The sequence below is a fragment of the Rhizobium sp. NLR22b genome (assembly GCF_019685295.1).
Lineage (GTDB): Bacteria > Pseudomonadota > Alphaproteobacteria > Rhizobiales > Rhizobiaceae > Rhizobium.
This window is the reverse complement of record NZ_JABDWM010000030.1, coordinates 1-25,631: the sequence shown is the minus strand read 5'-3', so window position 1 is coordinate 25,631 and position 25,631 is coordinate 1. Positions and strand designations below refer to the sequence as shown.

General features: G+C 61.5%; 31 protein-coding genes. 13 read left to right on the top strand and 18 right to left on the bottom strand.

Features of this window, described 5'->3' with window-relative positions; translation table 11 throughout:
* Positions 1-36 precede the first annotated feature (36 nt).
* Positions 37-942 (top strand): S1C family serine protease, encoded by a 906-nt coding sequence (locus HJC00_RS30145; protein ID WP_210628583.1) that lies wholly within the window; start codon positions 37-39, stop codon positions 940-942.
* Between the two features lie 164 nt (positions 943-1,106).
* The gene (locus HJC00_RS30140; protein WP_221165069.1) at positions 1,107-1,487 is read left to right on the top strand and encodes a VOC family protein; all 381 of its coding nucleotides are present in this window, start codon (positions 1,107-1,109) and stop codon (positions 1,485-1,487) included.
* Positions 1,488-1,493: 6 nt separating this feature from the next.
* Here the strand turns inward: HJC00_RS30140 and HJC00_RS30135 are convergent, their stop codons facing one another.
* Positions 1,494-1,658: a hypothetical protein gene (locus HJC00_RS30135; protein ID WP_210628585.1), complete on the bottom strand. Its 165-nt coding sequence runs from the start codon at positions 1,656-1,658 to the stop codon at positions 1,494-1,496.
* A 30-nt stretch (positions 1,659-1,688) separates the two neighbouring features.
* Between HJC00_RS30135 and HJC00_RS30130 the strand changes: the two genes are divergently transcribed.
* Positions 1,689-2,006, top strand: coding sequence for a hypothetical protein (locus HJC00_RS30130; RefSeq protein ID WP_210628586.1), 318 nt, complete (start codon positions 1,689-1,691; stop codon positions 2,004-2,006).
* A gap of 39 nt (positions 2,007-2,045) precedes the next feature.
* Positions 2,046-2,210, top strand: a complete 165-nt coding sequence (locus HJC00_RS30125) for a hypothetical protein (protein WP_176439425.1) — start codon at positions 2,046-2,048, stop codon at positions 2,208-2,210.
* Here HJC00_RS30125 and HJC00_RS30120 read toward each other — a convergent pair.
* Positions 2,201-3,115: an SDR family oxidoreductase gene (locus HJC00_RS30120; protein ID WP_210628587.1), complete on the bottom strand. Its 915-nt coding sequence runs from the start codon at positions 3,113-3,115 to the stop codon at positions 2,201-2,203. The genes HJC00_RS30125 and HJC00_RS30120 overlap by 10 nt on opposite strands.
* Before the next feature lie 106 nt (positions 3,116-3,221).
* On the opposite strand from HJC00_RS30120, the gene HJC00_RS30115 reads away from it, so the two are divergent.
* On the top strand, positions 3,222-3,782 hold the full coding sequence (locus tag HJC00_RS30115) for a TetR family transcriptional regulator (RefSeq protein ID WP_210628588.1): 561 nt from the start codon (positions 3,222-3,224) through the stop codon (positions 3,780-3,782).
* Positions 3,783-3,788: 6 nt separating this feature from the next.
* Here HJC00_RS30115 and HJC00_RS30110 read toward each other — a convergent pair whose 3' ends face one another.
* Positions 3,789-4,265 carry a YcgN family cysteine cluster protein gene (locus HJC00_RS30110; RefSeq protein ID WP_210628589.1) on the bottom strand — a complete coding sequence of 159 codons (477 nt, stop codon included), beginning with the start codon at positions 4,263-4,265 and terminating at the stop codon, positions 3,789-3,791.
* Positions 4,266-4,459: 194 nt separating this feature from the next.
* Here HJC00_RS30110 and HJC00_RS30105 point away from each other — a divergent pair, with 194 nt between their 5' ends.
* The 3 genes from HJC00_RS30105 to HJC00_RS30095 all read left to right on the top strand — a co-directional run bounded on the left by HJC00_RS30105 (position 4,460) and on the right by HJC00_RS30095 (position 7,952).
* Positions 4,460-6,646 carry a transglycosylase domain-containing protein gene (locus HJC00_RS30105; RefSeq protein ID WP_221165068.1) on the top strand — a complete coding sequence of 729 codons (2,187 nt, stop codon included), beginning with the start codon at positions 4,460-4,462 and terminating at the stop codon, positions 6,644-6,646.
* A gap of 174 nt (positions 6,647-6,820) precedes the next feature.
* Positions 6,821-7,408, top strand: coding sequence for a DUF1214 domain-containing protein (locus HJC00_RS30100; RefSeq protein ID WP_210628591.1), 588 nt, complete (start codon positions 6,821-6,823; stop codon positions 7,406-7,408).
* A complete protein-coding gene (locus tag HJC00_RS30095) occupies positions 7,401-7,952 on the top strand; it encodes a DUF1254 domain-containing protein (protein WP_210628592.1) in 552 nt (183 codons plus the stop codon). The genes HJC00_RS30100 and HJC00_RS30095 overlap by 8 nt, the downstream gene beginning before the upstream one ends.
* A gap of 51 nt (positions 7,953-8,003) precedes the next feature.
* On the opposite strand, the gene HJC00_RS30090 is transcribed toward HJC00_RS30095, so the two are convergent.
* Positions 8,004-8,171 (bottom strand): hypothetical protein, encoded by a 168-nt coding sequence (locus HJC00_RS30090; RefSeq protein WP_221122637.1) that lies wholly within the window; start codon positions 8,169-8,171, stop codon positions 8,004-8,006.
* 815 nt (positions 8,172-8,986) lie between these two features.
* Here HJC00_RS30090 and HJC00_RS30085 point away from each other — a divergent pair.
* Entirely contained in the window at positions 8,987-10,036 is a 1,050-nt protein-coding gene (locus tag HJC00_RS30085; RefSeq protein WP_210628594.1) for a hypothetical protein, read from the top strand.
* Between the two features lie 19 nt (positions 10,037-10,055).
* On the opposite strand, the gene HJC00_RS30080 is transcribed toward HJC00_RS30085, so the two are convergent.
* From HJC00_RS30080 to HJC00_RS30065, 4 genes are all read right to left on the bottom strand, one after another.
* Complete coding sequence (locus HJC00_RS30080; RefSeq protein WP_210631667.1) at positions 10,056-10,400, bottom strand: DUF1491 family protein; 345 nt, start codon at positions 10,398-10,400, stop codon at positions 10,056-10,058.
* Positions 10,401-10,814: 414 nt separating this feature from the next.
* Positions 10,815-12,263: a methyl-accepting chemotaxis protein gene (locus tag HJC00_RS30075; RefSeq protein WP_221122646.1), complete on the bottom strand. Its 1,449-nt coding sequence runs from the start codon at positions 12,261-12,263 to the stop codon at positions 10,815-10,817.
* Positions 12,264-12,369: 106 nt separating this feature from the next.
* The gene (locus HJC00_RS30070; protein WP_210628595.1) at positions 12,370-13,323 is read right to left on the bottom strand and encodes a peptidoglycan-binding domain-containing protein; all 954 of its coding nucleotides are present in this window, start codon (positions 13,321-13,323) and stop codon (positions 12,370-12,372) included.
* The gene (locus HJC00_RS30065; RefSeq protein ID WP_221122636.1) at positions 13,295-14,836 is read right to left on the bottom strand and encodes a HAMP domain-containing sensor histidine kinase; all 1,542 of its coding nucleotides are present in this window, start codon (positions 14,834-14,836) and stop codon (positions 13,295-13,297) included. Before HJC00_RS30065 ends, HJC00_RS30070 begins: the two co-directional genes overlap by 29 nt.
* A 452-nt stretch (positions 14,837-15,288) precedes the next feature.
* Here HJC00_RS30065 and HJC00_RS30060 point away from each other — a divergent pair, with 452 nt between their 5' ends.
* Both HJC00_RS30060 and HJC00_RS30055 read left to right on the top strand, forming a co-directional pair.
* Entirely contained in the window at positions 15,289-15,777 is a 489-nt protein-coding gene (locus tag HJC00_RS30060; protein WP_221155551.1) for a DUF5330 domain-containing protein, read from the top strand.
* A 497-nt stretch (positions 15,778-16,274) separates the two neighbouring features.
* Positions 16,275-16,697, top strand: coding sequence for a SufE family protein (locus HJC00_RS30055; protein ID WP_210628598.1), 423 nt, complete (start codon positions 16,275-16,277; stop codon positions 16,695-16,697).
* A gap of 377 nt (positions 16,698-17,074) precedes the next feature.
* On the opposite strand, the gene HJC00_RS30050 is transcribed toward HJC00_RS30055, so the two are convergent.
* On the bottom strand, positions 17,075-17,506 hold the full coding sequence (locus tag HJC00_RS30050; protein ID WP_010060045.1) for a MucR family transcriptional regulator: 432 nt from the start codon (positions 17,504-17,506) through the stop codon (positions 17,075-17,077).
* A 456-nt stretch (positions 17,507-17,962) separates the two neighbouring features.
* The gene (locus HJC00_RS30045) at positions 17,963-18,178 is read right to left on the bottom strand and encodes a hypothetical protein (RefSeq protein ID WP_210628599.1); all 216 of its coding nucleotides are present in this window, start codon (positions 18,176-18,178) and stop codon (positions 17,963-17,965) included.
* 187 nt (positions 18,179-18,365) lie between these two features.
* Between HJC00_RS30045 and msrB the strand changes: the two genes are divergently transcribed.
* Complete coding sequence (gene msrB / locus HJC00_RS30040; RefSeq protein ID WP_184458808.1) at positions 18,366-18,776, top strand: peptide-methionine (R)-S-oxide reductase MsrB; 411 nt, start codon at positions 18,366-18,368, stop codon at positions 18,774-18,776.
* 178 nt (positions 18,777-18,954) lie between these two features.
* On the opposite strand, the gene HJC00_RS30035 is transcribed toward msrB, so the two are convergent.
* The 4 genes from HJC00_RS30035 to HJC00_RS30020 all read right to left on the bottom strand — a co-directional run bounded on the left by HJC00_RS30035 (position 18,955) and on the right by HJC00_RS30020 (position 20,691).
* Entirely contained in the window at positions 18,955-19,320 is a 366-nt protein-coding gene (locus HJC00_RS30035; protein WP_210628601.1) for an SPW repeat protein, read from the bottom strand.
* A 16-nt stretch (positions 19,321-19,336) separates the two neighbouring features.
* The gene (locus tag HJC00_RS30030) at positions 19,337-19,585 is read right to left on the bottom strand and encodes a hypothetical protein (protein ID WP_210628602.1); all 249 of its coding nucleotides are present in this window, start codon (positions 19,583-19,585) and stop codon (positions 19,337-19,339) included.
* A gap of 65 nt (positions 19,586-19,650) precedes the next feature.
* Positions 19,651-20,160 carry an Hsp20/alpha crystallin family protein gene (locus HJC00_RS30025; RefSeq protein ID WP_210628603.1) on the bottom strand — a complete coding sequence of 170 codons (510 nt, stop codon included), beginning with the start codon at positions 20,158-20,160 and terminating at the stop codon, positions 19,651-19,653.
* Positions 20,161-20,214: 54 nt separating this feature from the next.
* The gene (locus HJC00_RS30020) at positions 20,215-20,691 is read right to left on the bottom strand and encodes an Hsp20 family protein (protein ID WP_210628604.1); all 477 of its coding nucleotides are present in this window, start codon (positions 20,689-20,691) and stop codon (positions 20,215-20,217) included.
* A 214-nt stretch (positions 20,692-20,905) separates the two neighbouring features.
* Here HJC00_RS30020 and HJC00_RS30015 point away from each other — a divergent pair, with 214 nt between their 5' ends.
* Entirely contained in the window at positions 20,906-21,127 is a 222-nt protein-coding gene (locus HJC00_RS30015) for a hypothetical protein (protein WP_210628605.1), read from the top strand.
* Positions 21,128-21,165: 38 nt separating this feature from the next.
* On the opposite strand, the gene HJC00_RS30010 is transcribed toward HJC00_RS30015, so the two are convergent.
* The 4 genes from HJC00_RS30010 to HJC00_RS29995 all read right to left on the bottom strand — a co-directional run.
* A complete protein-coding gene (locus HJC00_RS30010; protein WP_221146869.1) occupies positions 21,166-23,376 on the bottom strand; it encodes an amylo-alpha-1,6-glucosidase in 2,211 nt (736 codons plus the stop codon).
* Positions 23,377-23,394: 18 nt separating this feature from the next.
* Complete coding sequence (locus HJC00_RS30005) at positions 23,395-24,489, bottom strand: glycosyltransferase family 4 protein (protein ID WP_210628607.1); 1,095 nt, start codon at positions 24,487-24,489, stop codon at positions 23,395-23,397.
* 86 nt (positions 24,490-24,575) lie between these two features.
* Entirely contained in the window at positions 24,576-24,998 is a 423-nt protein-coding gene (locus tag HJC00_RS30000; RefSeq protein WP_221165067.1) for a hypothetical protein, read from the bottom strand.
* Between the two features lie 94 nt (positions 24,999-25,092).
* A partial coding sequence (locus tag HJC00_RS29995; protein ID WP_311044200.1) for a TCP-1/cpn60 chaperonin family protein occupies positions 25,093-25,631 on the bottom strand: 539 nt, incomplete at its 5' end.

Below are 25,631 nucleotides of genomic sequence, written 5' to 3'. Positions count from 1 at the left end.
TCTTATTCCGTACCGGCACTCCATTAGGATGAAAGCATGAATATCAATCCCATCTTGCGGTCAATCGTGGGCATCCGCTCCTCCATTCCGGAAGATGCCTTCACGGCGGAGACGCTGGGAACCATCCGTGAGGGCAGCGGCGTGGTCATCCGCGACAATGGATTGGTGCTGACGATTGGTTACCTCATCACCGAGGCCGACGAAGTCTGGTTGACGACGCTGGACGGCCGGGTGGTTCCCGCCCATCCGCTTGCCTATGACCAGGAGAGCGGGTTCGGGCTGGTGCAGGCGCTCGGCGTCCTGAACGCGCCAGCAGTGGATTTTGGCGATGCGGCCGCGGCAAAGCCCGGCGATCCCGTCGTGCTTGCCGACGGCATTGGCGAATATGTCCAGGCAAGTATCGTGGCCCGACAGGAATTCGCCGGTTATTGGGAATATCTGCTGGAGGAGGCGATTTTTACTGCGCCGGCCCATCCCGCATGGGGCGGCGCAGCCCTGATCGGCGCGGACGGCAAGCTTCTCGGCATCGGTTCGCTTCGCCTGCAGATGAGCCAGGACGGCGAGGTCGCCGATATCAACATGGTCGTTCCGATTGATCTACTGCCGCCGATCCTGGACGATCTCTTGAACCGCGGCCAGGTCAACAAGCCGCCGCGGCCCTGGCTCGGCGCATTCTCCGCCGAAAGCAGTGGTGGCGTGGTGGTGATGAGCGTCGCCGAAGGCGGTCCGGCCGCCGAGGCCGGCCTACGTCAGGGCGACATCATTTCGGAAATCCGCGACGAGGAGGTCGATGGCCTGGCCGATTTCTACCGAAAGCTCTGGAGCAGCGGCCCGGCTGGCGCCGAGATTCCGATGCGAATTCTGCGCAACGGCCGGGAAGCCTGGCTGCGGATCAAATCCGCCGACCGCAACAGCTTTCTGAAAAAGCCGCAGCTGCAATAGGGCCGCATCGCGCGTGACTGCCGTCGAAGACTGAAACCGCGGCTGGCTTCACAGGCCGGTCCGGTATGCGGCCCACCTACGAGCGAGCCAAGTTCGTTCGTTGACTCGGAACTGCCATTGAAAGATGCTGCCGTCAATCCTGGGATCAACGGAGTTTGCGGTCCATGTTCGATCATATCTCCATCGGCGTCAAAGATCTCGAAAGAGCCCGCCGCTTCTACGACGCAGCGCTGGCGCCGCTCGGATATGAGCGCCTGTCGAATTCCGACGGCATGATCGGCTACGGTTCGGAACAGGTCGGCCTTTGGGTGATGCAGGTTGCCCATCCCGTTGTGGCCGAGATGCAATCCGGGCTGCATTTCTGCTTCGTCGCCCCGAACGAGGCCGCGGTCGACGCGTTTTATGCGGCTGCGATCGAATCCGGCGGCACGGATAACGGTGAACCGGGTATCCGCCCGGATTACGGCCGCTTCTATTACGCCGCCTTCGTCATCGATCCGGACGGCTATCGCCTCGAAGCCTATTTCCACAAAGGCGAGATATAACGGCCGTCAGGCCGTAGCTCTGGAGATCGCCATCACCCTTGCGGCCGCCGGGCCGAGGGCAGCCCTCACCCGTCCGCCAGCCGCAAAAATCCCGTTGCGTTGCCCCAGCGAAAGGCGCATTGTTTCGGCTTCGGCAGCCATCGCACGGGCGCTGCCGACTGAGGGTTTCATAACCCCCGCCCCGACGAAAGGAGGACTTCGATGTCTTCCACTTCCGATAAGCCCTATCTGACGTCATCCGATCTCGATATGCTTCAGGGTGTGCTCGACACCGCGGGCTACAAAGCAAGAATACCGGCCGGCGACGAACAGACCTGCAACGCCGCAGCCATGCTGCTGATCAAGCTGTTCCAGGAGGGCGTCACCTCGCCGGCCATGCTCTTGCGGGCGCTCGAATACCATTTCGGCAGACCGAAGAAGCAACAGAAACCGGTCACCCCCGTCTGTAACCGCTATGCGATCCAGGGATTGCCGCGCGAGCGCCGACCGACGCGGCCGGGCAATTCCGCAGGCCGGTAGTGCGTGGCTTTCAATTCCGATCTAAAGGGAGATCCATCCATGGCAAAGGGACAGCTGAGAAGCAATCGCGAGGCCCGCAAGCCGAAGAAGGACAAGCTGGCGACGAAGCCGGAAACCAGCTTCGCCGGGCAGATGAAGACGGCGGCCCAAACGGCGCCTCATGGCAGCAGCGCGCCCAAGGGCGGCGGTCAGCCTCACCGGTAGCCAGTTACGTCAGCCGGTTTGTCCCGTTCCTGCACTTCCACCAGGTAACGCCAACAATCCGGCCGCGAACCGTCAACATCGTCGAAACCATAGGCCTTCGCCACCCCGCCGCTCGACAGCGACTGGCCGTTCCAGCGGGCGCGGTCGGGATCGGCTGACAGGGCCGCTACCGCACGGCCGACGAAACGCGGGGTTTCAGAAATGGCAAAATGCGGCTGCACCCCGGTCGCGTCGCGCCAATTCTCCTCGCTCACGCCATAGGCCTCCAGCATCATTTCGGAGCGCAGCCAGCCGGGCGTGATCGAAACGGCGGTGGCGCCGTGTCTGGCCAGATCCTGGGCATGCGCCCAGGCCATGCGGGTGACGCCGGTCTTGACGAGGTCGTAGAACGGCGAGAGCCGGTAATGCGCGGCGTTGTATTCGGCCGTGCCGTCGGTTACCTCCACCAGCAGCCCGCCCGGCCGCTCGATCATCAGCGCCAGCGCGTAATGGGCGGTGATCAAATGCGTCTCGATGCCGAGCCGCAGCATGCGCAGGCCCTTGTCCAGCGAATGCTCCCAGACCGCCTTGTCCCATTCGAACAGCTTCTCGCAGCCCCAGATGTCGTTGACGAGGATGTCGAGCCGGCCGGCTTCCGCCCGGATGCGCGCGACGAGCGCCTCGACCTCATGCGGAACGAGATGATCGACCTGTACGGCAATGCCCTTGCCGCCCGCCGAAGTCACCAGTTCGGCCGTTTCCTCGATCGTCTCGGGCCGGGCATAGTCGGACTGCTGGGCGCGTGTCGTGCGGCCGGTGACATAGACGGTGGCGCCGGCAGCACCGAGTTCGACCGCAATGCCTCGGCCGGCGCCACGCGTGGCGCCCGCCACCAAGGCCACTTTTTCGCGCAAGTCCGCTGTCACGTCTCCATCCTCCACGCTAGAACCGGGAGCCGGCCGACTGCGACTGGCTTTGGTTGAATATAAACGAATGTTCGTTCATATTCAAAATGAACGCAAGAGGAATTTCATGCCGCGCCGCCGCACCCTGTCCGACGAACAGCTTCTCGCCATGGTGCTGGCGCTGATCCATGCGGAAGGGCCGGATGCGGCGACGTTTGCCGCGGTGGCGAAGGCGAGCGGTCTTTCCGGTTCAACCCTGGTTCAGCGTTTCGGGACAAAGGCGGCGATGCTGCGCGCCGCGCTGCTTTACGCCTGGGACCGGCTGGATGCGGAGACGGCGCGCCTTGCCGGCGCCGTGCCGAAGACGCCGGACGGCGCCGTCGCGCTGCTCGTCGGCCTGTCGCATGAATATGGCGATGATGCCGCCGCCTATGGCGAGGGATTGCTAGTGCTGCGCGAAGATTTTCGCGATCCGGTGCTGCGCGCCCGCGGGGCGGCTTGGGGAACGGCGTTGACAGCGGCGATCGCGCGCTGTTTCGGCTCGGCGAAGGCGCCGGAAACGCTCGCCCGGCTGATGCTGGCGCAATGGCAGGGATCGCTCACCTGGTGGGGATTTGGCGCGGGCGGCCCGGTGGCCGCCTATGTGGAGACGGAATTGCGGCGCTTCCTGACTGCGGTGAAATCCTGACCCCGCTCACGCTTCTTCTTCATCCTTTTCCGCACCCACGGTCAGCGGCCAGTCGACGACATAATCCTCGAGATCATCGATATCGATCTCGGTTTCATTGATCGTGCGGCCGCGGGCGGAAATGCCGGCGGCATGGACGGTCTCGGGATCGCCGGAGACAAGCGGATGCCACCAGTAGAGATCGCGGCCCTCATTAATCAGCCGGTAGCCGCAGGTCGGCGGCAGCCAGGCGATCTCAGGCACGTTCTCCCTGGTCAGCTGCACGCAGTCAGGCACGAAATCCCACCGGTTCTGATAGCTGGAGCAGCGACAGCTTTGGCCGTCGAGCAGTTTGCAGCTGACCGAGGTGAAATAGATATCGCCGCTCTCCCACTCCTCGAGCTTGTTGAGGCAACAGAGGCCGCAGCCGTCGCAGAGGCTTTCCCATTCGGCGGGGCTCATTTCGGCAAGGGTCTTCTTCTTCCAGAAGGGCAGATCGGTCATCGTCCGTTTCTTGCAACAGCGGCCCAATTTCACGTGACCGCCGCTCTATCTCTCTTGTTATCCGCCATAAAATCAATCAATTCTTCAGCATGCTCCTGGTATCGGAGAGCTTTTCGGGCCTTGAGGGCCTCGCGCTTTCGTCGCTTTCCGGCGGCCGGACATGAGGCAAGCGCGATCAGGCGGGAATACAGGACGTGCAGGATCCGGACAACCCTGAAAAAGGGCCTGAAAGCGAATCAGACAAACGAACCGGTGACGCGGCGGGCAGGCGGCCGCCGAAGAGCCGCCACATTCTGTTGCGCATCGATTCATGGATCGATTCGACCGTCTGGAACGCCGGCTTCCGCGCCGCCGAGATCTGGGAAGACACCACCATCTTCTTCCGCCGCTTTCGCGTTCGCGGCTGGAAACGCATGGTCTTCGAACTTGCCGGCGAAGGGCTGACCCTCGGGGCGGCCGGCGCGGTGCTGATGCTGGTGCTTGCCCAGCCAGCCTTCGAGGCGACCAAGGAGGACTGGCGCAATCGCGGCGATTTCGCCGTCACCTTCACCGACCGCTACGGCAACGTCATCGGCCATCGCGGCGTCATCCACCAGAATTCCGTCCCGATCGACGAGCTGCCGGATTCCCTGATCAAATCCGTCCTCGCGACCGAAGACCGGCGTTTCTTCGACCATTTCGGCATCGACGCGATCGGCCTCTTCCGCGCCATGGTCACCAACGCCCAGGCCGGCGAAGTGGTGCAAGGCGGCTCGACGCTGACGCAACAGCTCGCCAAGAACCTGTTTCTCTCCAACGAGCGCTCGATCGATCGCAAGATCACCGAAGCCTTCCTGGCCCTATGGCTCGAAGCCAATCTCTCCAAGAAGGAAATCCTCTCCACCTATCTCGACCGCGCCTATATGGGCGGCGGCACCTTTGGTGCCGCGGCAGCGGCGCAATTCTATTTCGGCAAGAACATTACCGATGTGAACCTTGCCGAGTCGGCAATGCTTGCCGGCCTGTTCAAGGCGCCGGCCAAATATGCGCCGCATGTCAACCTGCCAGCCGCGCGTGCCCGCGCCAACGAGGTGCTGACCAATCTCGTGCAGAGTGGGCTGATGACGGAGGGCCAGGTGATCGCCGCCCGGCGCAATCCGGCGACCGTCGTCGACCGCAACGAGGTGGAATCGCCGGATTTCTTCCTCGACTGGGCCTTCGACGAAGTGCAACGTCTTTCGCCGCGCTTCCACCAGCATTCGCTGATCGTGCGCACGACGATCGACATGGGCATCCAGAAGGCGGCCGAAGATTCGGTCGAGACATCGCTGCGTGAATTTGGCGAGGCCTATCACGCCAAGCAGGGCGCCATGGTGATGATCGAGAACGGCGGCGCCGTCAGGGCCATGGTCGGCGGGCGGGATTACGGCGAGAGCCAGTTCAACCGCGCCACCAAGGCGCTGCGCCAGCCGGGCTCCTCCTTCAAGGTCTATACCTACGCGCTGGCGATGGAGAGCGGGATGACACCGCAGACGACGATCGTCGACGCCCCGATTTCCTGGGGCAACTGGAGCCCGCACAATTATGCGAACCGCTATGTCGGCCGCATCACACTCGAGACGGCGATCGCCCAGTCGATCAATACCGTGCCGGTGCGGCTTGCCAAGGAAAAGCTCGGCATCCAGCCGATCCGGGCAATGGCGAAGAATCTCGGCGTCGAAACGCCGATCCGCGACGACGTCACCATCCCGATCGGGACATCGGAGGTGACGGTGCTCGACCAGGCGACGGCCTATGCCACCTTCCCGGCCGGCGGCTATCAGTCGCGCCGCCACGGCATTACCCAGATCCTCGATTACGAAGGCGATGTGCTCTACGATTTCGACCACGACGAGCCGGCGCCGAAACGCGTGCTGTCCGAACAGGCCGATGTCTATATGAACCAGATGCTATCGCGCGTTCCCTATGTCGGCACGGCGCGCAAGGCGGCCCTCGACAACGGCATCCTGACAGCTGGCAAGACCGGCACGACCCAGGCCTATCGCGATGCCTGGTTTGTCGGCTTCACCGGCAATTACACCTGCGCCGTCTGGTTCGGCAATGACGACTATACCTCGACCAACAACATGACGGGCGGCTCACTGCCGGCAATGACCTTCAAGCGCGCCATGGACTACGCCCATCAGGGTGTGACGTTGCGCCCCATCCCCGGCGTCGAAAACCCCCTGCTCTCGGAAAAGGATCTTGCCAAGACGTTCGCCGCCAAGCCGCAGGACGGACTGCCGCAGCTCATCCGGCCGCGCATGCTCTCGGTCCAATCGACTGATATCCTTAAGAAGCTCGGAGGGAAGCTGAAGGCCGCCGCGCCATTGACGCCGGCGAAGGTGGCAAGCTCGGAGTAGACGCTGCGTGGTCGCTGCGCTCGTTCGTGTCGGAGATCGGCGAGACCCGCCCCTCATCCGCGTCCAACGCGCGTGCCCCGCGATCTGGACAGATCGACGTCCATGTCATGGCGCGGCATTCCACCCTGCCAGAATCAGTGCTAACCCTGTCATCCCGGTTTCCAAGGTTATGACGTGTTTCGATTCCCCCTTTTCATCCTGATCACGCTGATCGTCGCCTTCGGCGGCGGCATCATGATTTCGCTTTATGCGCTGGATGCGACACAGGGTTTCGGGGCGATCAAGCTTGGCGCCTGGGAGGCCTTTCCGGCGTTGCAGACGGTCGATGCCGATCCTTACGCCAAATCGCACCGGGCACGCGCCGGCAAGTTGCTCTACGGCAGCGCCGAGGGGCTGACCTTCACGGCGAGCGTCGACGACGACGGTGCACGGCTGAACGCCGGCTGCCGCTACAGCCTCAGCGGGCAGACGCCGCCCGCCCGGCTCTGGACGCTCTTTACCGCCGACAATGGCGGCAATCCGGCGGCGGTGAAGACCGGGCTTCCGGCGGCGCTCAATTCCTGGACGGTGCTGCGCCAGCCCGACAGCAGCTTTTCGATCGAGATCTCCGCCGCCGCTCAGCCGGGCAACTGGCTGGCCTTGCCGCAGGCCGGTACTTTCCGGCTGGTGCTGACGCTGTTCGACACGCCAACCGCCGGCAGCTCCGGCGTGATCGATCTCGCCATGCCGAAGCTCACCAAGACCGGATGCGGCAATGCTTAGGATCTTCTTCGCCGTCCTGACCGGTCTTTTCGGCGCAGCGCTCCTGCATCTCGTCATCATCCTGTCCCTGCCGCATTTCACCGGCAGGGATGCGGCGACCCGCGTGGCGGCGGAAGGCGATCTCAACAATTTCTATCTGCTCGGCGAGCAGTACGACGAGGCTGGTCTCGCCAATGGCGACCCCTTCCTGCGGACCGCCGTCTGCTCCTTCGACGTCGAGGATGCGCCGGTGCATTTCACCGCCAAGGGCAACGTCCCCTTCTGGTCGATCGCGATCTACGACAGCGCCTCCAACGAGGTGTTCAGCATGAACGACCGGACCTCGGTGGGCGGCGCGCTCGACGTTCTGGCGGGCGGCCCGATCCAGTTGACGGACCTGCGCAAGAACCTGCCGCAGGAACTGGACCAAGCGATCCTGGTGGAAATGGCGAGGCCGGATGGTTATGCCGTGCTACGGACGCTGGCACCGCAGGCAAGCTTCGATGAAGCAGCACGCAACTTCCTGACGGAAGCGGGCTGTGAGCAATTCACCCCCGGCAATTAAGCGGAATGTCTGTTCTCAATTCGGCATCACGCTTCGGGGTTGAAGAGGCGCTTACTTCTTTCTGGCGCGCGGCGCGGGCGCCGGACCATGTCTAGGGCTCTCGGCGAGCCGCTCATAGCGGACCCCCGTGAACCAGAGAATCTTGGCTTCGCGCGGTTCCTTGTCCAGGCGACGCGGCGCCCGCGGCCGCCGATCCGCCAATGCGACTACTATTGCCATTCTCGTCTCCATGCACTGCCCGAGACGGATGAACTTGCGATGGATTTCACCCTGCCCGCCACTCTGCGAGCCGGCGCGTCCTGCGGTGCCGGCATGGCCGGACCGAGGGCATTCGCGCCTTTCCCACGGCACCTGATTGAAATACCGTGATGCGGAGTTTCGACGATCCAAATACTCAAATCGCGTCGTTCCTGTCCGAATTGAGACACATGACAGTTAACAGTTTACTAATATTCAGCGGATGCCAAACACAGTTTCCGTAACTTCCTCTTCAACGCTTGAGGAGTCGATTTGGTTTCATGCCCCGCTGAAAGACCGGAAGGCAGCGAGCAATATAAAATTACAAGAAATTCATATAGTTGACGACGATACAGCGATCTATCCAGAGCCGCTGTTGCAAATATGCGGCACAGAAATATTTGTTGTGGCAGATCAGCGCGGGCTTCGGTTTATCCTGGGTGCCCACTCGTTTTAGAGGCGCGCCGATTGCAATTCCCGCCGTCCGCGAAGCGGCTTTCTCGTTGCGGCATGGTGATAACTGCTGCAAGCGATGGCGCATCGCCGGACCCGATCAGGAGGAGGACCGGTTTGCTTGCCGCCGCAGCGCCCTTTCGGAGCCCATAGCCTTTCCATTGCCGGCTAACCATTATTCGCAGGTTCCTCGGGTATATTTCTGTATCATTTTAATAAAATCTTCAGCATCCATTAACCGTACAAGTGTAGGATTTGTTCATATCCGTGTGGTCCGAGAGGCGTCCCCGCCAGCGCTATCGGCCCCATGGTTTCCCTTGGTTCTGCGTTTTCAGGGTGTGCTTGTGCGTGACCGGTTTCGAGACCTAGAGGGCCCGTTGGCCGTCAGGAAAAAGGACGTGGTGTTGATGGCGACTGTGAGCAGTTTCGAGAGCCTGTCTCATCCGACACGATCCGAACTGCGCCAATTCGCCGAGCTTTTCACACCGCTGTTCCAAGCTTCCTCCGACGAAGCCAAGCGCCAGGCAGTCGCCGCCCTTTCCCAATGCGAGACCATGCCGGCAGCCGTGGCGCTGTTCATCGGCAATCAGCCGATCGAAATCGCCGCGCCTTTCCTTATCGCCTCGAAGGCCGTTGCCGACGACACGCTGATCACCATCGCCCGCATGCAGGGTGCGGCGCATGTCAAGGCGATCGTCAGCCGCGATTCGCTCTCACCGAAGGTCATCGACGCGCTGGTGGCGCTGCGCCAGACCCAGCCGCGCTCCGCCACCGCTTCGGCGCCGATCACGGAAGCGCTGGCCGTCCCGCTTTCGCCAGTCCAGGTGGAGAGCAACGAGGCCGAAGCGCTGGAGGAACAGCGGGTCGCCAATGAAGAGGCCTTGCGCGGTCGCATCCTCGATCTTGCCGGCCATCTCGGCCGCGACGATCAAGACAGGCTCGGCCTGCGCACCCTCACCGACATTCAGGAGGCGCTGCTGGTGCGCTTCGCCCGCTCGCACGAGGCGACGCATTTCGCCACCGCACTCGCCGATGCGCTTTCCGCCAGCCGCTGGCTTGCCGAACGCATCATGCTCGACCTCTCCGGCCAGCAGCTCGCCACGACGCTGACGAGCCTCGGCATGGGCTTTCTCGACGCTGTCTTCGTGCTGGAACGATTCTATCCGCATCTTGCCGAACAACAGCATAATGTGACGCGCGGCTGGATGGTGCTCGATGCGCTCGATCCGGAAGAATGCCACGAAAGGGTGGAGGCCTGGCGGCGCGCCGATCGCTACACCTACAAGGCCGAGACCACCGATTCGCGCACATCTCGGGAAACCGAAACCCACCGCTTCGCCCGCCAGGCGCCGGTGCAGCGCGACATACGCGCGCTGGGGCGGCGGTCGCGTTGAGTTGAAGAAGACCTGACTCTCAGCGATCCCCCGCCAGCGGGATTATGTCCCCCAATTCCTCCGCCTCCAGCTCGACGATCCAGAGATCGGGGTCGAAGCGGCGTTCGCGATCCAGCATCGCCCGCACCGCTTGCGGCTCGCTGCGCGCGAGGCGGACTTCGAACAGCCGGTCGCGGATCTCGTCTTCGCCGAAGGCGGTCTGCGGCGCCGGCGCATAGAGCGTTTCCAGACCATCGCGAAAGTGTTGGCGGATGAAGATCGCGCCCGCCTCCTCCGCGCCCTTCTTCTCCACAGCGGCGAAATCGCCGCTTGCGAAGACGCGGCGCAGAAGCGAGGAAACGAAGATGTCGGCGCGTAATCTCATCGGGGCGGTATAGAGCCTTTCCGAGTTAGATTGAAGCATTCTGTTGGCTCAAACGGAGAGGATGGTCGACCGGCCGGCGTGCGTCGTAGCCCAACTCTGCGGCCAAGCCGGCCGGTCGAGCAGCCGGCCCGTTTCAGCCAACATCCCGCAGATTTGCCTGGCAAAACTGCAAGACTTTGGAATCGCCGGACCCACTTGTCGCTTCGCCACTGCGAAGCGGTGCGGCCGGTGGGCCGGGCATGTTTCCGCCAGGATCAAAGGCGATCGGCTCGGACGTACCTGGGGTATGCCCGTCGCCAATCGCCTTTGCCCTGACGAAAACCTGCTCCGGCAGAATGCTTCAATCTAACCCGGAAAACCTCTAAGACCGGCGCGCCGGGGCCGGCAATCCGCAACCGAGCTTTGGCGGATGCGTCAGACCTTGACCGCCAACCGCAAGCCGCCCCAATGGCGGCCCCTGACGGTGATCGGCGCGGAGATATCCTTCATCATCACGAAATTGCCGCCGCCCATGTCGCGCCGGTAGGTCTGGACGAGGAAAGGTGCGGTGCTGCGGCCGGCGGCAAGGCCGACGCGATCGGCGAAGATGCGGCGGTTGCGGCAGTTGGCGGTGTTCCAGACGATGTCGCCCGGCCGCTGCGGCTGCGAGAACTTCCGGTTATGAGTCGGCAGATAACCGTTTTCGTCGACCGCCGCGCAGAAGGCGACGCGCTCGTCCAGGGCGACGACGGGCTCCTGGATCGGCGGCAGCAGACGGTCGGTGAGTTCGGTGAAGGCAGCCATCATCTGAACCGGATCGGTGCCAGCCATCGGCCGGTAGCGCCGGTCGAAGAGGGCGTCGAAACCGATCTGACCGTCGGCGACGGCGCGTTCGAAAACGCCTGATATCTGCCTTGCCACGGATTGTGCTTCCTCGATCCAACGGCTGTCGGCGGTCTTGACGCCGGCGCTCGCCGTCAGCTGAATCAGCGTTTCCGAGAGGCCGACGACGCTGTCGACGCGCTTTGCCGCCTGCTGCAGCCTGACATTCGAACCGGCGATCTCGCCGGACATTTCGCCGAGCTTCTGGACGAAACCGGCGCATTGTTGGTCGACCGCCTCGGTGGTGTTGGCCATGACGGTCGAACTGTCGAGAATGCGGGTGATGACATGTTCCATGCTTTCGAAGGCGCCGCGCATCGCCTCCGACTTGTCGCGCACGCCGGCGGCACTGTCGCGGGCATCGCCGCCGACCGCCGACAGCCGGTCGATCTTCACCCGAAGCCCATCCAGCGTGTCCTGAATGGAGCCCGTCGCCTTCGAAGTCTGCAGCGAAAGAGCGCGCACTTCGGCGGCGACGACGGCAAAACCCTTGCCCGCATCGCCGGCGCGCGCCGCCTCGATCGCGGCGTTCAGCGCCAGGAGGTTGGTCTGGCGGGCTATGGTGCTGATCTCCTCGGCAATCTTGTCGACATCGGCAAGCGATTTCGAGAAGCTGGCGATTTCAGCACCGATGACGTTGGAGGACTGAACCATATGGCCGATCTCGGCAACGGAACCGGACATGCGGTCGGCCGACTCCTTCAGCATCTGGCGGGCTTCGGCCGCCGTGCGGTCGGTCTCGCGCAGCGACAGGGCTACCGAGCGATTGGTCTCGGCAATCGAAAGTGCGGTGCTGGTGACATGATCGAAGGCGGAGGCGTGGCGCGCCGACATCGCCGCCATGTCCTGGATGGCGCCGGCAATATCGACGAGATCGATGCCAAGGGTGGAGGCTTCTTCGGCAAGGCGCTGCAGGATGTGGCGCAATCCCTCGCGATCAGGGCTTTCCGCTTCGACCGTCGGTTCTCCGGTCAGATCGTCTATCGCCTTCAGCGCATGCATGACCGACATTCCCCCGCCGCAATTGGCAAAGCTTCGGACAACATGGTTAACAAGTTGCAAACGAAGCTGGGGTCTTAGACTTAGGTTGTACTATGGCGCGAACGCCTTAGATCGCACCGATTTCCTTCAACTTCTTCAGCACCGCCTCGTTCGGCTCGCCGTTTTCGGGGAGGTTGTAGTGCTTCTGGAAGTGGCGGATGGCGGCGCGAGTCTGCTCGCCGGCCACACCGTCGACGCCAACGTTGGCATAGGCCATATTGGAAAGGCCCTTCTGGATCTTCAGCACCAGGTCGACGGTGGCAAGCTCGCTCGATGGAAGCTGCTTTGCGGCTGACGGAGCCGTCTTGACGGTCTTTTCGGCGCTGCGGATCGCAGCAGCGACCGGGTCCTCCGCCGCCGCCTTCGAGGTGACATCCTCACGCGGTTTTTCCACGGGCACGGTCGAGGGGCCGGCAGCGTCGGTCTTCAGCGCGGCCAGCACCTCCGGCGTCGCTTCCCCGGTCTGGGCCATGCCGACGGTCTCCTGGAAGAACAGGATGGCGGCACTGGTGCGGGGGCCGATGATGCCGTCAGCGATGCCGTTATAGAGGCCGCGGCGCACCAGCTGCTGCTGGATGTCCATGACCAGCTCGCTCGGCTGCTGAGCGGGTGCGGCCGGCACCGGCGTCCCGCTGGTGGTGGCGGCATCCTCCGGCCGTTCGATCCGGAAGGTGGTGACGTCAGCCGGTTGTTCGTCGGCCGGACGGCGCGCGCCGAGCACGTTTGGGGACTGCGGGTCGCGGGTGCGGAAAATCGGGTGCGGATGCAGGCCAGGCTGATACCAGAGGGCATTGGCCGCAACGAAGGAGAAGATGACGAAGAAGGCGATCATGCCGCCGGCGACCGACGGATTGCGGCCAATGACGCCGCCGAGCGCGGACGCCCCCTGCAGCCCGAGACCACCCAGCGCGGATGCGCCCTGCAGGCCGAGGCCGCCGAGAGCGGCCGCACCGGACACGACAAGGCCCGGCTGCTGCCGTCGCTTCTTTCCCTTAGGCGATTTTCGCTTGCGCGCGGCCATCGAAAAGCCCCTCTTCCAGTTCTGCTCCGGTACCGACCGCGTCCTTCAGCCGCGGCGGAAATTCGACGGTCGCGCCATGACCGGCGTGTTCGGCGCGCCGGGCGCCCGAGCCATCCACCGCAATCTCGACGGTGATGATCGTACCTTCGCCCGGCTGGCTGGCAATGGCAAAATTCCCGCCATGCAGCGCCACCAGCCCCTTGACCAGCGAGAGGCCGAGACCGCTGCCCTCGAAGCGGCGGGTGTAATCGTTCTGGATCTGGACAAAAGGCTGGCCGAGCATCGCCAGCTTATCGGCGGCAATGCCGATGCCGGTATCGCTGACCGTCAGCTTCAGGATGCCGTCACGCGCCGCCGCATCGACCGAGACGACGCCGCCGGCTTCGGTGAATTTCACGGCGTTGCCGACGAGATTGATGAGGATCTGCTGGATGGCGCGCTGATCGGCGACGATCTCGCCAAGCCCACGCTGAATCCGGCTCGTCAGCGTGACGCCCTTGGTCTTGGCCTGCAATGCCAGCATCGATTCGCAGGATCTGACGGAGCTTGAAATATCGAAGGCATCCAGAATCAGTTCGTAGCGGCCGGCTTCAATCTTGCTCATGTCGAGCATGGTATTGACGACCGAGAGCAGATGCGCGCCGGACTCGCGGACGAGACCGACATATTCGCGCTGGCGGTCATTTTCGAACTTGCCGAAATATTCGCCGATCAGAATATCGGAGAAGCCGAGAATGGCGTTCAGCGGCGTGCGCAGCTCGTGGCTGACCGCGGCGAGGAAGCGCGACTTGGCGTCGTTTGCCGATTCGGCGTCGGCCGCACGGTTCTGGGCTTCGGCCCGCAGCTGCTGCTCGACGGAGACATCGCGCAATTGGGCGATGACGGCGGCAAGCTCGCCATCGGCATCACGGCGAGCCGTCATGTCCATTCTCAGATAGGCGAACTGGCGCTGATCGCGCGAGACCGAAGGCCGGTCGAGGCGCAGATCGACGCTTGCGGCATCTTCGCCGCGCCTGAGCTCATCGAGCGCCTGCAGGAACAGGATGCGGTCGGAGACATGCACCTGCTCCAGGAAGCCCCTGCCCTTCGGATCGCGCATCCAGGCAAGGAAATCGCGCCGGTCGCGGCCGCCTATGGTGGCGACGCTGCCGTGCGGATCCAGGAAAAAGACGAGGCCGGGGGTGACGTCGAGGAAGAAGTCCTCGGCCGACTGTGTGGCAATGCCGGCCGACGAGCCCTGGCGGGCAAGTGCAATGCTGCCGACGGCGGAAAAGAGAAAGGCGGCGCAGACCATGGCGACGCCGGCCGGCAGTGCGACGGCGGGGCTGGTGACCGCCGAAAGCCCGACAGGCGCGGCGACGAGAGCGGCCGAGGAGAGCAGCACGAGGCGCCGCAGAATCGCAAGCTCGCGCTGGCGCACGGCTTCGCCGCCACCCGTCCGGGAAAGCCAGCTTGTCGCCGCCCGGTCTACGAGGGCCGTCGCCCAGCCGCCAATGTCACTCAATACTCGCACGCAATACCCGCCCAAAGAGGCTGTCTGTCGATCCGGACAATAGGCCCCCGCGACTTAAGGAAAGGATAAGGCAAAGGCGCTGTTCACAGCCAGAAAGAGCAGAAATTCCCGTTTTGAAGCATCCGAGAGCTCCTTCGCTTCTTGTGGTTAATGGCCGGTAAGCGGCGGATTTCCTTCATATTTCAGCACTGCGTTAACTCCTGTGGCAAGGCGAGCCGGCAAAAGCCCTGCAATTGCAGGCAGGTGCTGCCCTGATGCTTAACAACAATCGCTCGCATTTGACTTAAATGCCGCTCAAATGCGCTTCGCTAAAATTTGAGTTAAATTTGCCGCAAATGCGCGCGAGTTTTGAAAAGCGGCATTCGCAACTTGCCGATAGGGTGAGAGCACACCGGACAACCGGCCTGATTCGGCGATAAGAACCGGACGGGAAAACAGGATGGGCAACGACAATGTGGTTTCTGATCAAAGGATCCTTCTGGTTTGGCCTAGTGCTCGTGCTTCTTTCCGTCTTCAGCACGGAGGGATCCGACAAGCTTGCCGGCGGCCCACAATTGCAGCTCTCAGACGCGTTTACGGCGGCGAGCGGCGCCTATGACTATCTCACCGGCATGTGCTCGGAAAAGCCGGATGTCTGCGCCAAAGGCGCCGAGACCCTGACGGCGCTCGGCTACCGGGCCCGTGAGGGCGCCCGTGTCGCTTACGAACTTCTCGACAGCCAATTCACCGACGAACCGACGACGCCCGCAAGGCTTGCCGAGCCGGCAAACCGGACAGCGCCCGCCATGCCCTCGCTTGCCTCCCCTTCCGTCCAGGAGAAGGTGCGCGAGGCAAAGGCTGCGCTCAACCAGCCGATGCCTTACCGACCGCCGGTCGACGATGAAGCCGAGACGGTGGTAACCGGCGCGATCCCGCTGCCGACGCCGAAGCCGGCGATCTGACGAAATTGCGCGGGCAACCGGCCCGCCGCACATAAGCAACGTTCGGACGCGGGACTGCGTCACACTGGAATTCTAAAGCGCGGTGCGATCTTTGAGATTCGCCTGCCGCGCTTTAGGCCCTTGGTTTTCCGCATGTCGTTCACGCAAAACCGCTGCACACTTTTGCGCGACATGCTTTAGAGCTTGCATCGGTGGTCCGCATGACGCGGAAATGCCCCATGCCTGACGTGCCTGCCCTGTTTAATTCAGCAGATTGCTGCGCCGTGAGGATGCCCATCCCTCACGGCGTTTCTTTTCAGAGCATGTCGCACAAGAATGTGCGGTGGATTTCGATAACGACATGCGTAAAAACAAAAGCTGAAGCGCCGCATCAGAAAGACTGCGCGCTTTAGCGGTTCAAATCTGTCGGTCTATCACCTATATGCAGTCCTAGAGCATGTCCGGACGCAAAATTGCCGTGTCGTTTTGCCAGCATGCAAAAAGGTGAAAGGCTTTTTATGGCATCCCTCGACCAGATCATCGATGACTTCGCCTTCCTGGACGATTGGGAAGACCGCTACCGCTATGTCATCGAACTCGGCAAGGCGCTGCCCGAGCTCGCCGAGGAAAAACGCACCTCGGAGAACAAGGTGATGGGCTGCGCCAGCCAGGTGTGGCTGGTGACGCATACGTCGGGCGATCCGGAAAACCCAATCATGAGTTTCGAGGGCGATTCCGACGCGCATATCGTGCGCGGCCTCGTCGCCATCGTGCTTGCCACCTATTCCGGTAAGCGGGCTTCCGAAATCGCTGCGCTTGATGCCTTCGAGATCTTCTCGAAGATCGGTCTGGTGGAGAACCTGTCGTCGCAGCGCTCGAACGGGCTGCGCTCGATGGTGAAGCGAATCCGGGAAGAGGCGATAGTCCGCGCCGCGGCGTGAACGTCATTGATTCGGTCGGCGAGCGCGGCGGATTGCGCATTTGCGGAAACGGCCAACCGACTATATTAACACTTTCTTATAGTATAGGAATACATTCTACGTCGCGCTCCAAAGCGTAAGATAGGTTCCCTGATAATATCCCGTCTGCCCCGTGCATGACTTGCGATAGCGGCGGAATAGTCGGGGAGATTATTATCCTCATCCGGAACAGGATGAACTCTGGGGTCGTTCGGACTAAAGTCTGAATCTTGCTTTCATTTAACGGGCCGGACCAGGATAGCGCCCGGAAACGGCTTCCGGTTTTCGGTTTCAGGTTTGCGGTACAGACAGAAAAGCCGGGCACAAGACCCGGCTTTTGTCATTGACAGCGGAAAAGCTCAGCCGCGGCCGCGCTTGCGGCGCTGACCCAAGCCCATCTCCTTCGCCAGGCGCGAACGCGCTTCGGCATAAGCGGGCGCTACCATCGGGTAGTCGGTCGGCAGGTCCCATTTCTCACGGTATTCTTCCGGCGAGAGACTGTGATGCGTCATGAGGTGACGCTTGAGGGACTTGAAGTTGCCGCCGCATTCCAGGCACGTAATCTGCTCGTCCTGTACGGACTTGCGGACAGAGACTGCTGGCTTCTGCTTTTCGACGACAGCCGCAGCGGGCTGCGGTACGGATGTGTTGCTAAGTGCCGAATGCACGTCGGAAATCAGATTTGCCAGGTCGCTGACCGGGACAACATGGTTGCTGACATAAGCCGCGACGATGTCGGCCGTCAGTTCCACAAGCAGCTCCGGCCCATTGCCGGTCGCCATATCCGTCATATTTTTTCTCCTGTTAGCATGCTCAAACGATCTTTGACTGTCACGCCAAAGACCCGCCTCGTAGAAGCGAACAGCAAAAGCACAGGAAGCAATCTTCTGTTTCGAAAAACGTGAAATCCACCCCTAGATTCCGAAGTCCGAGACCTGTTCTTATACTGCCTGACCGAAAACCACTACCGTCTTGCTCCAGGCGATGGCCCCAGTTAGACATTGAAAAATCAAAACTGAGGGACTTGGAAGCAGTAGGATTGTAATTCACAATCAGAATTCTACTTGCATTTTCAAATACCATCGTTTGGCCGAAAGGCCAATTATTATTTGTGGTTTTTCTTGAGAAAAAATGGCTGATGAAGAATTATAGGACTTTAGGCCAAGCTTTACTCACAGCTTCCTGTGCATAAGTTCGGCGTAAAACAGGTTAAGACGCCAATTGCCGGGCTCAGAGAGTTGCCGTGATCAGGCCAGCGAGCGGGAGAGACGCGTCAGCAGCCGGACGACCGAGCCGTGCAGGACGAAGAGCAGAAGCGTCAGCGGCCAGAGCAGGCAGGCGACAAGTCCGGCGAGACGATGAAACGTCAAACCGGCGTGATTGGCCCAGCCCTCCAGCAGCGTGACCGCCATGGCGGTCACGGCCACGAGGCCGTAGAGCAGGACGATTGCGGCTTCAAACACCAATGGCTCCTCAATGCACGTAACATTAACCCTAACAGAAAACCCTTAATAGATGTAAAAGCGGACGTCTTTCCTGATAGCTGCATGCCGCGATTCCCGCGGCCCGGCGCCGGAGGCTTGATGAAACAAAGACGGCGCACCACATTTCTGGCGAAACGGAACCGCCCTTCGGCGAAAGGAGCACGTCATGTCCGAAACTGCAACCACCGCCAAGATCCATAAATCAGACGCCGAATGGAAAGAGCAGCTCACGCCCGAGCAATACCGCATCACCCGCCAGCACGGCACCGAACGCGCCTTCACGGGCCCTTACTGGGATTCCTTCGAGACGGGGCTTTACCGCTGCGTCGGCTGCAACGCCCCGCTTTTCCGCTCCGACACGAAATTCGACGCCGGCTGCGGCTGGCCGAGCTATTTCGAAGCGGTCTCTCCCGATGCGGTGACCGAGCATCGCGACACCAGCTACGGCATGGTGCGCACCGAAATCCGCTGCGGCACCTGCGACGCCCATCTCGGCCATGTCTTCCCCGACGGCCCGCCGCCAACCGGTCTGCGTTACTGCATCAATGGCCATGCCATGGTGTTCGAGCCCGAATAGCGCTGAACCAATGATCGTCGATCCGCCGCCCTTGCACGGAGAGCCGCGCACCCATCGATGGCGATCACCGCGTCGCGGTCGTCAACCAGTCTGATCGGCCGCCAAGCCTCTCCTCCAGGGGCGGCGGGCGGAGTGGTAAGGCGAACGGGCCCGGACGCCCGAGCCCGTTCGCATTCAGTCATGCGGTCGACAACGGATGGTTATGACTGAACCAGATGCTGCCCGCTGCGAGGGCAGCGACGACCAGACCGACAATCACATGCGCCCACATGGCCGCTGCCACGGCTGAAAAGCCGAGGAGCCAAGGAGCGATCACAGCCCATAGCCCGAGGACCAGGTTGCACCATTCCTCGGCCTCATAGAAAGCATAGAGAGCGGCAACGGCGATCAGGGTGATGGCCGCGCCAACGATCCATGCATTCCAGGCGGCATAGGTCTCAGCGGAGAAACCGAACAGCCAGGGCGAGATGAAGAGGCCAAGACCGGCAACGATATTGACGATATCGAAAGCCGTCCGGTTGTTGGAAGACAGAGACTTCAGCATCGATCATTTCTCCTTCTTAGTTGGTTGCATCATCAATGGCCGCCTCCTGCGGGCAGAAGACGGTTGCGGCGACGGCGCTTGAATCGCCGTCGCCGCAAAACTCGGTCACGGTGTAGTGGGAAGCCAGAAATGAGATGCGGGCGACGCTGTTCTCTTGGAACTGCGGAACTGTGAAAGGAAGACGGCTGCGCCGATCGTCGTTCGAGGCGCGGAAGCGGGAGATCGGTGCTGTGTTTTCGCGGTGTGTACGTCCGATAATCTTCATCGTTTATCCTTCCCAAACTGGTGAAGGATGAGCGGCGGCCGGCCAGGTGTCGGCCGCCGCGCTCGTCAGCTTCTGATGGCGATGCGCTTGACCTGTGACTGCGCCTTTTCGGTCTTGGGCAAAGTGACGGTGAGGATGCCGTTCTTGAAGGTGGCGTCGACCTGGTCCTCCTTGACCTCGGTGCCGAGCGGGATGCGTCGCTCGAAGCGGCCATAGTAGCGCTCCGAGAACTGCTTCTCCTTGTCTTCCGTTTCCGAACGCTTCTCACCCTTCAGGGTCAGTACGCCGTCATTGAGTAAGACCTCGATGTCCTTTTCCTCAAGGCCGGGTATTTCGGCCGTCACCTTGATGTCCTTGTCGGTGTCTGAGATCTCCACGCTCGGCCAGCCGGCACCAAAGCCGCTGGCGCCGCGAAGTGACGGCAAGCTGGAACCGAAACCGCGGAAAACGTCGTCGAACAGCCGGTTGACCTCGCGGTGGAGCGACAGGAAAGGATCGCGGTCGTCGTCGCGAAGGAGACTCGGCATCTGATTGCCGTTGTTGCGGCCCCAGGGAATCAAATCACGAACACTCATGGCTCTACTCCTTTCTGATGGTTCATGGGCGCCAGACGGCGTCTGGCGCCACGCTCAGGCCGCCTGTGTCTCGCCCTCGATCTGCTTCGTCTCGGCCTTCGGCATTACGTGACCAGTTCCGATCTCGATTTGGCGCGGCTTCATCTCTTCAGGAATTTCGTGCTTGAGATCGATGGTCAGCAGACCGTTGGCAAGACCGGCGTCGACAACCTTCACATGATCGGCCAGTTCGAACCGGCGCTGGAACGAGCGTCCGGCAATTCCGCGATGCAGGTATTGAACATCTTCGCTCTCTGCCCTCTGCCCCGATACCATGAGCATGTTCTGCTCTTGCGTGATTGCCAGCTCGTCCTGCGAAAAGCCCGCCACTGCCATGGCAATGCGGTAGTCGTTCTCACCAGCCTTGACGATATCGTAAGGCGGCCAGTTGTCGATTGTCTCGGCGCGGCCTGCAGCCTCAAGCGCGTTCAACATTCGCTCGAAGCCGATGCTCGACCGGAACAGGGGAGAGAAATCGAGGTTTGTCCTCATAGCCATATCCTCCTTGCAAGCAACATGGACACAAGGAGACGCCAAGAGCGACCGGCGTCTCCTGGACTTTCTGCCGATCCCTATTGGGCGATCGACAATACTGATATAATTCAGTGTCTTACAGTTTCAAGGGGATCGAATTTCTTTACGAGAAAAATTGATCTTTTCGAAGACGCCACCATATGTTTTGGAGCTTGAGCGAGGAGCAATGGTTATGACAATGACTTCACACGACGTCGTCGCCGTCCTTGGACCTGCAGACAAAACGCTTGTGGCCGAGATCATCGCGACAGGTGCAACCCAAACCGAGCTTGTCGAGGCGTTTGCATGGGCCAACAATGACGAGGCCCTGGTGGGTGAAGGGCGGCATCTACCGACCGGCAGGGTTGCTGCGCTTGTTGACCTGCTGAGGTCGGACGAAGAGGAACCGGATTAGAAAAGGCGGTCGACCCGTCTTTCCTGCACGGTCCTTCATCAGGCCGTGGTGAGCACGCTGACATTGCCCTGTCGATTGATGACATCGACCACGACCTGGTGTCTCGACCGGCGGATGGCCACGTCAGCCGAGCAATTGCCGATCAGCAGGCGCTGTAAGATCACCTCATCGAGGAAAGAAGGAAGCCGCGGCACGCTGAAGCTGATCTGCAAACTATTCGGATCGAAGTCGAGACCGAGGCAGGATTGCAGCAGCGACAAAGGGGCTGCTGCTGCCCATGCTTGCGGCGAGCAGGCAACCGGATAAGAGGTCGGTCCGCGTGCGCGCTGACGCGGCAGGCCGCAGAGCAGTTCGGGAAGCCGCCGCAGGTCGATATAGGTCGCAGCGGCAAACAGCCCCTCGAAGATTCGCGCGGCTTCGGCGCGATAGCCATAGCGGGCAAGACCACTGGCGATCATGGCATTGTCATGTGGCCAGATCGAGCCATTGTGGTAGCTCATAGGATTGTAACGTGCTTCGGTCGAGGGAATCGTCCGGATGCCCCAGCCACAGAAGGACGACGCATTCATAAGGGTGCGGGTCACCTGTGCGACCCGTTCGGGATAAGCAATACCGGTGAACAGAGCGTGGCCGGCATTGGAGGATCGGACCCGGCAAGGCCGTTTATCCCCGTCGAGAGCCAACACATAGGTGCCGAGTTCCTCATCGAAGAAGCTCATGTCGAAGGCGCGGCGCAGTCCCTCCGCGCGCGCGAGAAAGCTCGCCGCGCGTTCCGGCTTGCCCCTCCACCGGAAGATTTCGGCAGCACTTTGCCAAGCGCCGTAGACATAGGCCTGGACTTCGGCGATCGCGATCGGGCCTCGGGCCAATGTGCCATCGGCATGGAAGACCGAGTCGTTGCTATCCTTCCACGCCTGATTGATCAGTCCTTCTTCCGTCAGCCGCCCGTATTCGACGAAGCCGTCTCCATCGCGATCCCCATGTTCGTCGATCCAGGTCAGTGCCGCTTCGACATGCGGCAGGATACGGTCGATGGTCGCAAGATCACCGGTTCGTTTGAGATAGTCGCCGGCCAGCATCACGAAGAGCGGCGTCGAGTCGATGCTGCCGTAGTAACGCCGGAATGGAACCTCGCCGAGTTCGGCCATTTCGCCGCAACGCACTTCGTGCAGGATCTTGCCCGGCTCGGCGTCTGAAGCAGGATCGACGTCCGTCGCCTGATTGGCTGCAAGATGACCGAGAACCCCGCGGGCGATCTCCGGATCGAGCCAAAGCGTCTGAAGCGCCGTGATCAGGGCGTCGCGGCCGAAAACAGTGCTGAACCAGGGAATACCAGCATAGGGATAGGGGCCTTCCGGCTTGTCGGTGATCAGCATGTAAAGATCGGAGGCGCTGCGTCGCGCGACTTCGTTGAAGATCTCGTTGGAGGTTGTGACCGACGCCGCGCGCGAGGAGGAGGCACGCAACGCGCGGCGGGCATCCCGCAAGGTAAGGAAGAAGGAAAGACGGCTCAGTCGATCGGCGGAGGTATGGTCGCAGGCGATCTGGATGAAGAGCGATTTGGTCTCGTGCGGCTCCAGATGGAGGTCATAAGTGACGAGATCGCTACGAACCTCGGCCGGTTCCGGCATGAAGGAAAGGCGCGTCGACCGCTTGCGACCGTCCAGGCCGATATAGGAAAGCAGGATCCAATCCTGTTCTACGACGGCGGGAAGATGGCGCCCTCGCCTTGCCCTTGCGGTGCCGCGGACTTCAAAAAGATCGGCGAAATCGGCCCCGAACGAGATCTGAATGCGAACTTGTTGCCGCCGCTCGTCATAATTCCTCACAGCCAGCCGTTCATAACAACTGGCATTCCAGAGAAAGCGCGATCTGCGCAGATGAATCACGTCATGGCCCAGAACCAGCCTTCCTTTCTCATCGAACTGATCAGGATTGGTGAGATCGCAGGTCAGCGTCGCATTGTCGTCCCGCAGCGTCGACGACAGCAGCATCGGCCGCTGTTCGTTGATCGTCAGGTAAAGATGCGAGAGATGACGAGTGTCCCGGTGAAAAAGGCCTTCCGGGCTGCCGGGACCGGAAAGAGCATCGCCATTATGGTCGAAGACGGCGAAAGTATCGCCGTGCTTCAATGTACGCGGCCGGCGCTCCTGCAGCGACGCGGCGGCCGGAATGAAGAACTGAGCGACGGGCGCCACCACGCCTGACGATGCTGTGGCGGGGTTGCTGTCCGCAGATACGTTCGACATGGTCTCCTCCTCCTTGCCTCAGGCGACAGCCTGCAGGTCGAGCGCTTGACCATTCGACCGGCGGAGGGGCGCGGCTTTGATGCGAACGCCCGGCAGGTTGCGATAGATGTCGAGATAGTCGCACGCCATTCGCTGTGCGGTGAAGCGCTTTTCAAACGCGGCCCGCACCTTGCGCCGATCGAGGCGCAGCGCCCATTCGACATTTTCGGCCGCCTCGGTGACGCTGTCGACCAGGATGCCGGAGATGCCATTGTCAATGACCTCGGGAACCGAGCCACAGCCGAAAGCGATGACCGGCGTGCCGCAGGCCATGGCCTCGATCATCACCAGCCCGAAGGGCTCCGGCCAGTCGATCGGGAAGAGCAGAGCGCCTGCATTTCCGAGGAAGTCAGCTTTCTCACGTTCGTCGATCTCGCCGATAAATTCTACATGCGGATGGCTCTTAACGATCGGCTCGATGACGGTTTCCCAATAGACCTTGTCGGCATTATCGATCTTGGCGGCGATCTTCAGAGGCATGCCGACTTTTGCCGCGATCTGAATGGCTCGGTCGGGGCGCTTTTCCGGAGAGATCCGACCAAGGAAGGCCAGGTAGTTACCCCTAGGGTTCTCCGTGAATGGAAGAAGATCGGCCGGGAGACCATGATAGACCGTCCCGCGCCAGTCGACTGGTGGCATCGGGTGACGCTGATCATTGGAGATCGACACCAATGGAATATCGGGGAAAGCGGCGTAGAACGGCTTGAGATCCGGCAAGTCGAGCCGCCCGTGCAGCGTGGTCACGGTGCGATCGGCGAAATCGCGGATCAGCGGGAAATGCAGCAGGTCGATGTGGAAATGCAGCACGTCGAACTCATGCGCCCGCCTACGGATCTCCTCGAGCATCACGACCTGATGCGGTAGATGGTCCCTGACCGCAGGGTTGAGCCGCAAGGCGACGTCCGCACACGACACGAGTGTCGCCCGTGTGACGGAATCGCCGCTGGCAAAGAGCGTGACCTCATGTCCCTTTGCCACGAGTTCTTCAGTAAGGTAGGAAACGATCCGCTCCGTCCCGCCGTACAGCTTTGGGGGAACGCTCTCGGCGAGCGGTGCAATCTGAGCGATCTTCATCGGCAAAACTCCTCAGTTGAGCAAAGAGCCGTCGGCAAAAATCATGCCTGCGTCTTCGAGAGGCACACGGCAGGCCAGACGGAGAGTCAGGTTTCGAACAGCGGTCGGCGCCGTCCTCCTTTCCAATAGCTGCACAAGCAAAGGCCGGGAAATCGGGGGGTGGGTGGTTTTCGACGACGGGTCCTGTGGGAACTCAGGGAAGCGGACGTATCCTGCCTCGCGGATGGGCGATCGCCATTATCCAAAGCCTTCAGCGCTTCAAGGATCTCGTCATAGGATACAGCTCTTTCGGCCCCAGGGTAAAGGCGGAGGGCTGGTACGGATTCGACTGCGAAGATATCGGATGCCCATGAAGCGAGAATTGCCCGCTTCTCGTCGTTGTCGATCTCGGCGGCGGCAAGCACGTCACGCGGGTGACCGAAATGCTTCGCCGGATGAAGCAGATGCGCCGCACTGATAGCTGCCACGGCATTCTGCTGTATGGAATTGCTGATGTTTTCCTTTCTCATAGCTTGGCTCCATTGATGTCGACCGATGGAACTTGTTTCATTCGGTAGTGCGTAGCACGGCCCGCCCCGAGGGCAGAGCGGGCCGAGCGATCGCTCAGAAGTCCATGCCGGCGCCGGCGGGCATGGCCGGAGCAGCTTCCTTCTTCGGCTTTTCGGCGATCATCGCTTCCGTCGTCACCAGCAGGCCGGCAACCGAAGCTGCATCCTGAAGTGCGGTGCGAACGACCTTGGCCGGATCGATGACGCCCTGCGCGTAGAGATCGCCATATTCACCGGTCTGGGCGTTCCAGCCATAGGAAAATTCGCTCTTTTCACGCAGCTTACCGACGATGATGGAGCCTTCGGCGCCGGCGTTTTCGGCGATCTGGCGAACCGGGGCTTCGATCGCCCGGCGCACGATTTCAACGCCGACCCGCTGGTCGTCATTGGCAGTCTTCAAATTGTCGAGCGCCTTGACCGCGCGCAGCAGCGCCACACCTCCACCGGGCAGGATGCCTTCCTCGACTGCCGCGCGTGTTGCATGCAGCGCGTCGTCGACGCGATCCTTCTTCTCCTTCACCTCGACTTCCGTCGAGCCGCCGACGCGGATGACGGCAACACCGCCGGCGAGCTTGGCAAGACGTTCCTGCAGCT

Excerpts from the sequence above, each read along its gene's own strand:
- HJC00_RS30145 (WP_210628583.1), top strand. The coding sequence starts at position 37 with ATGAATATCAATCCCATCTTGCGGTCAATCGTGGGCATCCGCTCCTCC.
- HJC00_RS30140 (WP_221165069.1), top strand. The coding sequence starts at position 1,107 with ATGTTCGATCATATCTCCATCGGCGTCAAAGATCTCGAAAGAGCCCGC.
- HJC00_RS30135 (WP_210628585.1), bottom strand. The coding sequence starts at position 1,658 with ATGAAACCCTCAGTCGGCAGCGCCCGTGCGATGGCTGCCGAAGCCGAA.
- HJC00_RS30130 (WP_210628586.1), top strand. The coding sequence starts at position 1,689 with ATGTCTTCCACTTCCGATAAGCCCTATCTGACGTCATCCGATCTCGAT.
- HJC00_RS30125 (WP_176439425.1), top strand. The coding sequence starts at position 2,046 with ATGGCAAAGGGACAGCTGAGAAGCAATCGCGAGGCCCGCAAGCCGAAG.
- HJC00_RS30115 (WP_210628588.1), top strand. The coding sequence starts at position 3,222 with ATGCCGCGCCGCCGCACCCTGTCCGACGAACAGCTTCTCGCCATGGTG.
- HJC00_RS30110 (WP_210628589.1), bottom strand. The coding sequence starts at position 4,265 with ATGACCGATCTGCCCTTCTGGAAGAAGAAGACCCTTGCCGAAATGAGC.
- HJC00_RS30095 (WP_210628592.1), top strand. The coding sequence starts at position 7,401 with ATGCTTAGGATCTTCTTCGCCGTCCTGACCGGTCTTTTCGGCGCAGCG.
- HJC00_RS30090 (WP_221122637.1), bottom strand. The coding sequence starts at position 8,171 with ATGGCAATAGTAGTCGCATTGGCGGATCGGCGGCCGCGGGCGCCGCGT.
- HJC00_RS30080 (WP_210631667.1), bottom strand. The coding sequence starts at position 10,400 with ATGAGATTACGCGCCGACATCTTCGTTTCCTCGCTTCTGCGCCGCGTC.
- HJC00_RS30075 (WP_221122646.1), bottom strand. The coding sequence starts at position 12,263 with ATGCATGCGCTGAAGGCGATAGACGATCTGACCGGAGAACCGACGGTC.
- HJC00_RS30070 (WP_210628595.1), bottom strand. The coding sequence starts at position 13,323 with ATGGCCGCGCGCAAGCGAAAATCGCCTAAGGGAAAGAAGCGACGGCAG.
- HJC00_RS30060 (WP_221155551.1), top strand. The coding sequence starts at position 15,289 with ATGTGGTTTCTGATCAAAGGATCCTTCTGGTTTGGCCTAGTGCTCGTG.
- HJC00_RS30055 (WP_210628598.1), top strand. The coding sequence starts at position 16,275 with ATGGCATCCCTCGACCAGATCATCGATGACTTCGCCTTCCTGGACGAT.
- HJC00_RS30050 (WP_010060045.1), bottom strand. The coding sequence starts at position 17,506 with ATGACGGATATGGCGACCGGCAATGGGCCGGAGCTGCTTGTGGAACTG.
- msrB (WP_184458808.1), top strand. The coding sequence starts at position 18,366 with ATGTCCGAAACTGCAACCACCGCCAAGATCCATAAATCAGACGCCGAA.
- HJC00_RS30035 (WP_210628601.1), bottom strand. The coding sequence starts at position 19,320 with ATGCTGAAGTCTCTGTCTTCCAACAACCGGACGGCTTTCGATATCGTC.
- HJC00_RS30030 (WP_210628602.1), bottom strand. The coding sequence starts at position 19,585 with ATGAAGATTATCGGACGTACACACCGCGAAAACACAGCACCGATCTCC.
- HJC00_RS30025 (WP_210628603.1), bottom strand. The coding sequence starts at position 20,160 with ATGAGTGTTCGTGATTTGATTCCCTGGGGCCGCAACAACGGCAATCAG.
- HJC00_RS30020 (WP_210628604.1), bottom strand. The coding sequence starts at position 20,691 with ATGAGGACAAACCTCGATTTCTCTCCCCTGTTCCGGTCGAGCATCGGC.
- HJC00_RS30015 (WP_210628605.1), top strand. The coding sequence starts at position 20,906 with ATGACAATGACTTCACACGACGTCGTCGCCGTCCTTGGACCTGCAGAC.
- HJC00_RS30010 (WP_221146869.1), bottom strand. The coding sequence starts at position 23,376 with ATGTCGAACGTATCTGCGGACAGCAACCCCGCCACAGCATCGTCAGGC.
- HJC00_RS30005 (WP_210628607.1), bottom strand. The coding sequence starts at position 24,489 with ATGAAGATCGCTCAGATTGCACCGCTCGCCGAGAGCGTTCCCCCAAAG.
- HJC00_RS30000 (WP_221165067.1), bottom strand. The coding sequence starts at position 24,998 with ATGAGAAAGGAAAACATCAGCAATTCCATACAGCAGAATGCCGTGGCA.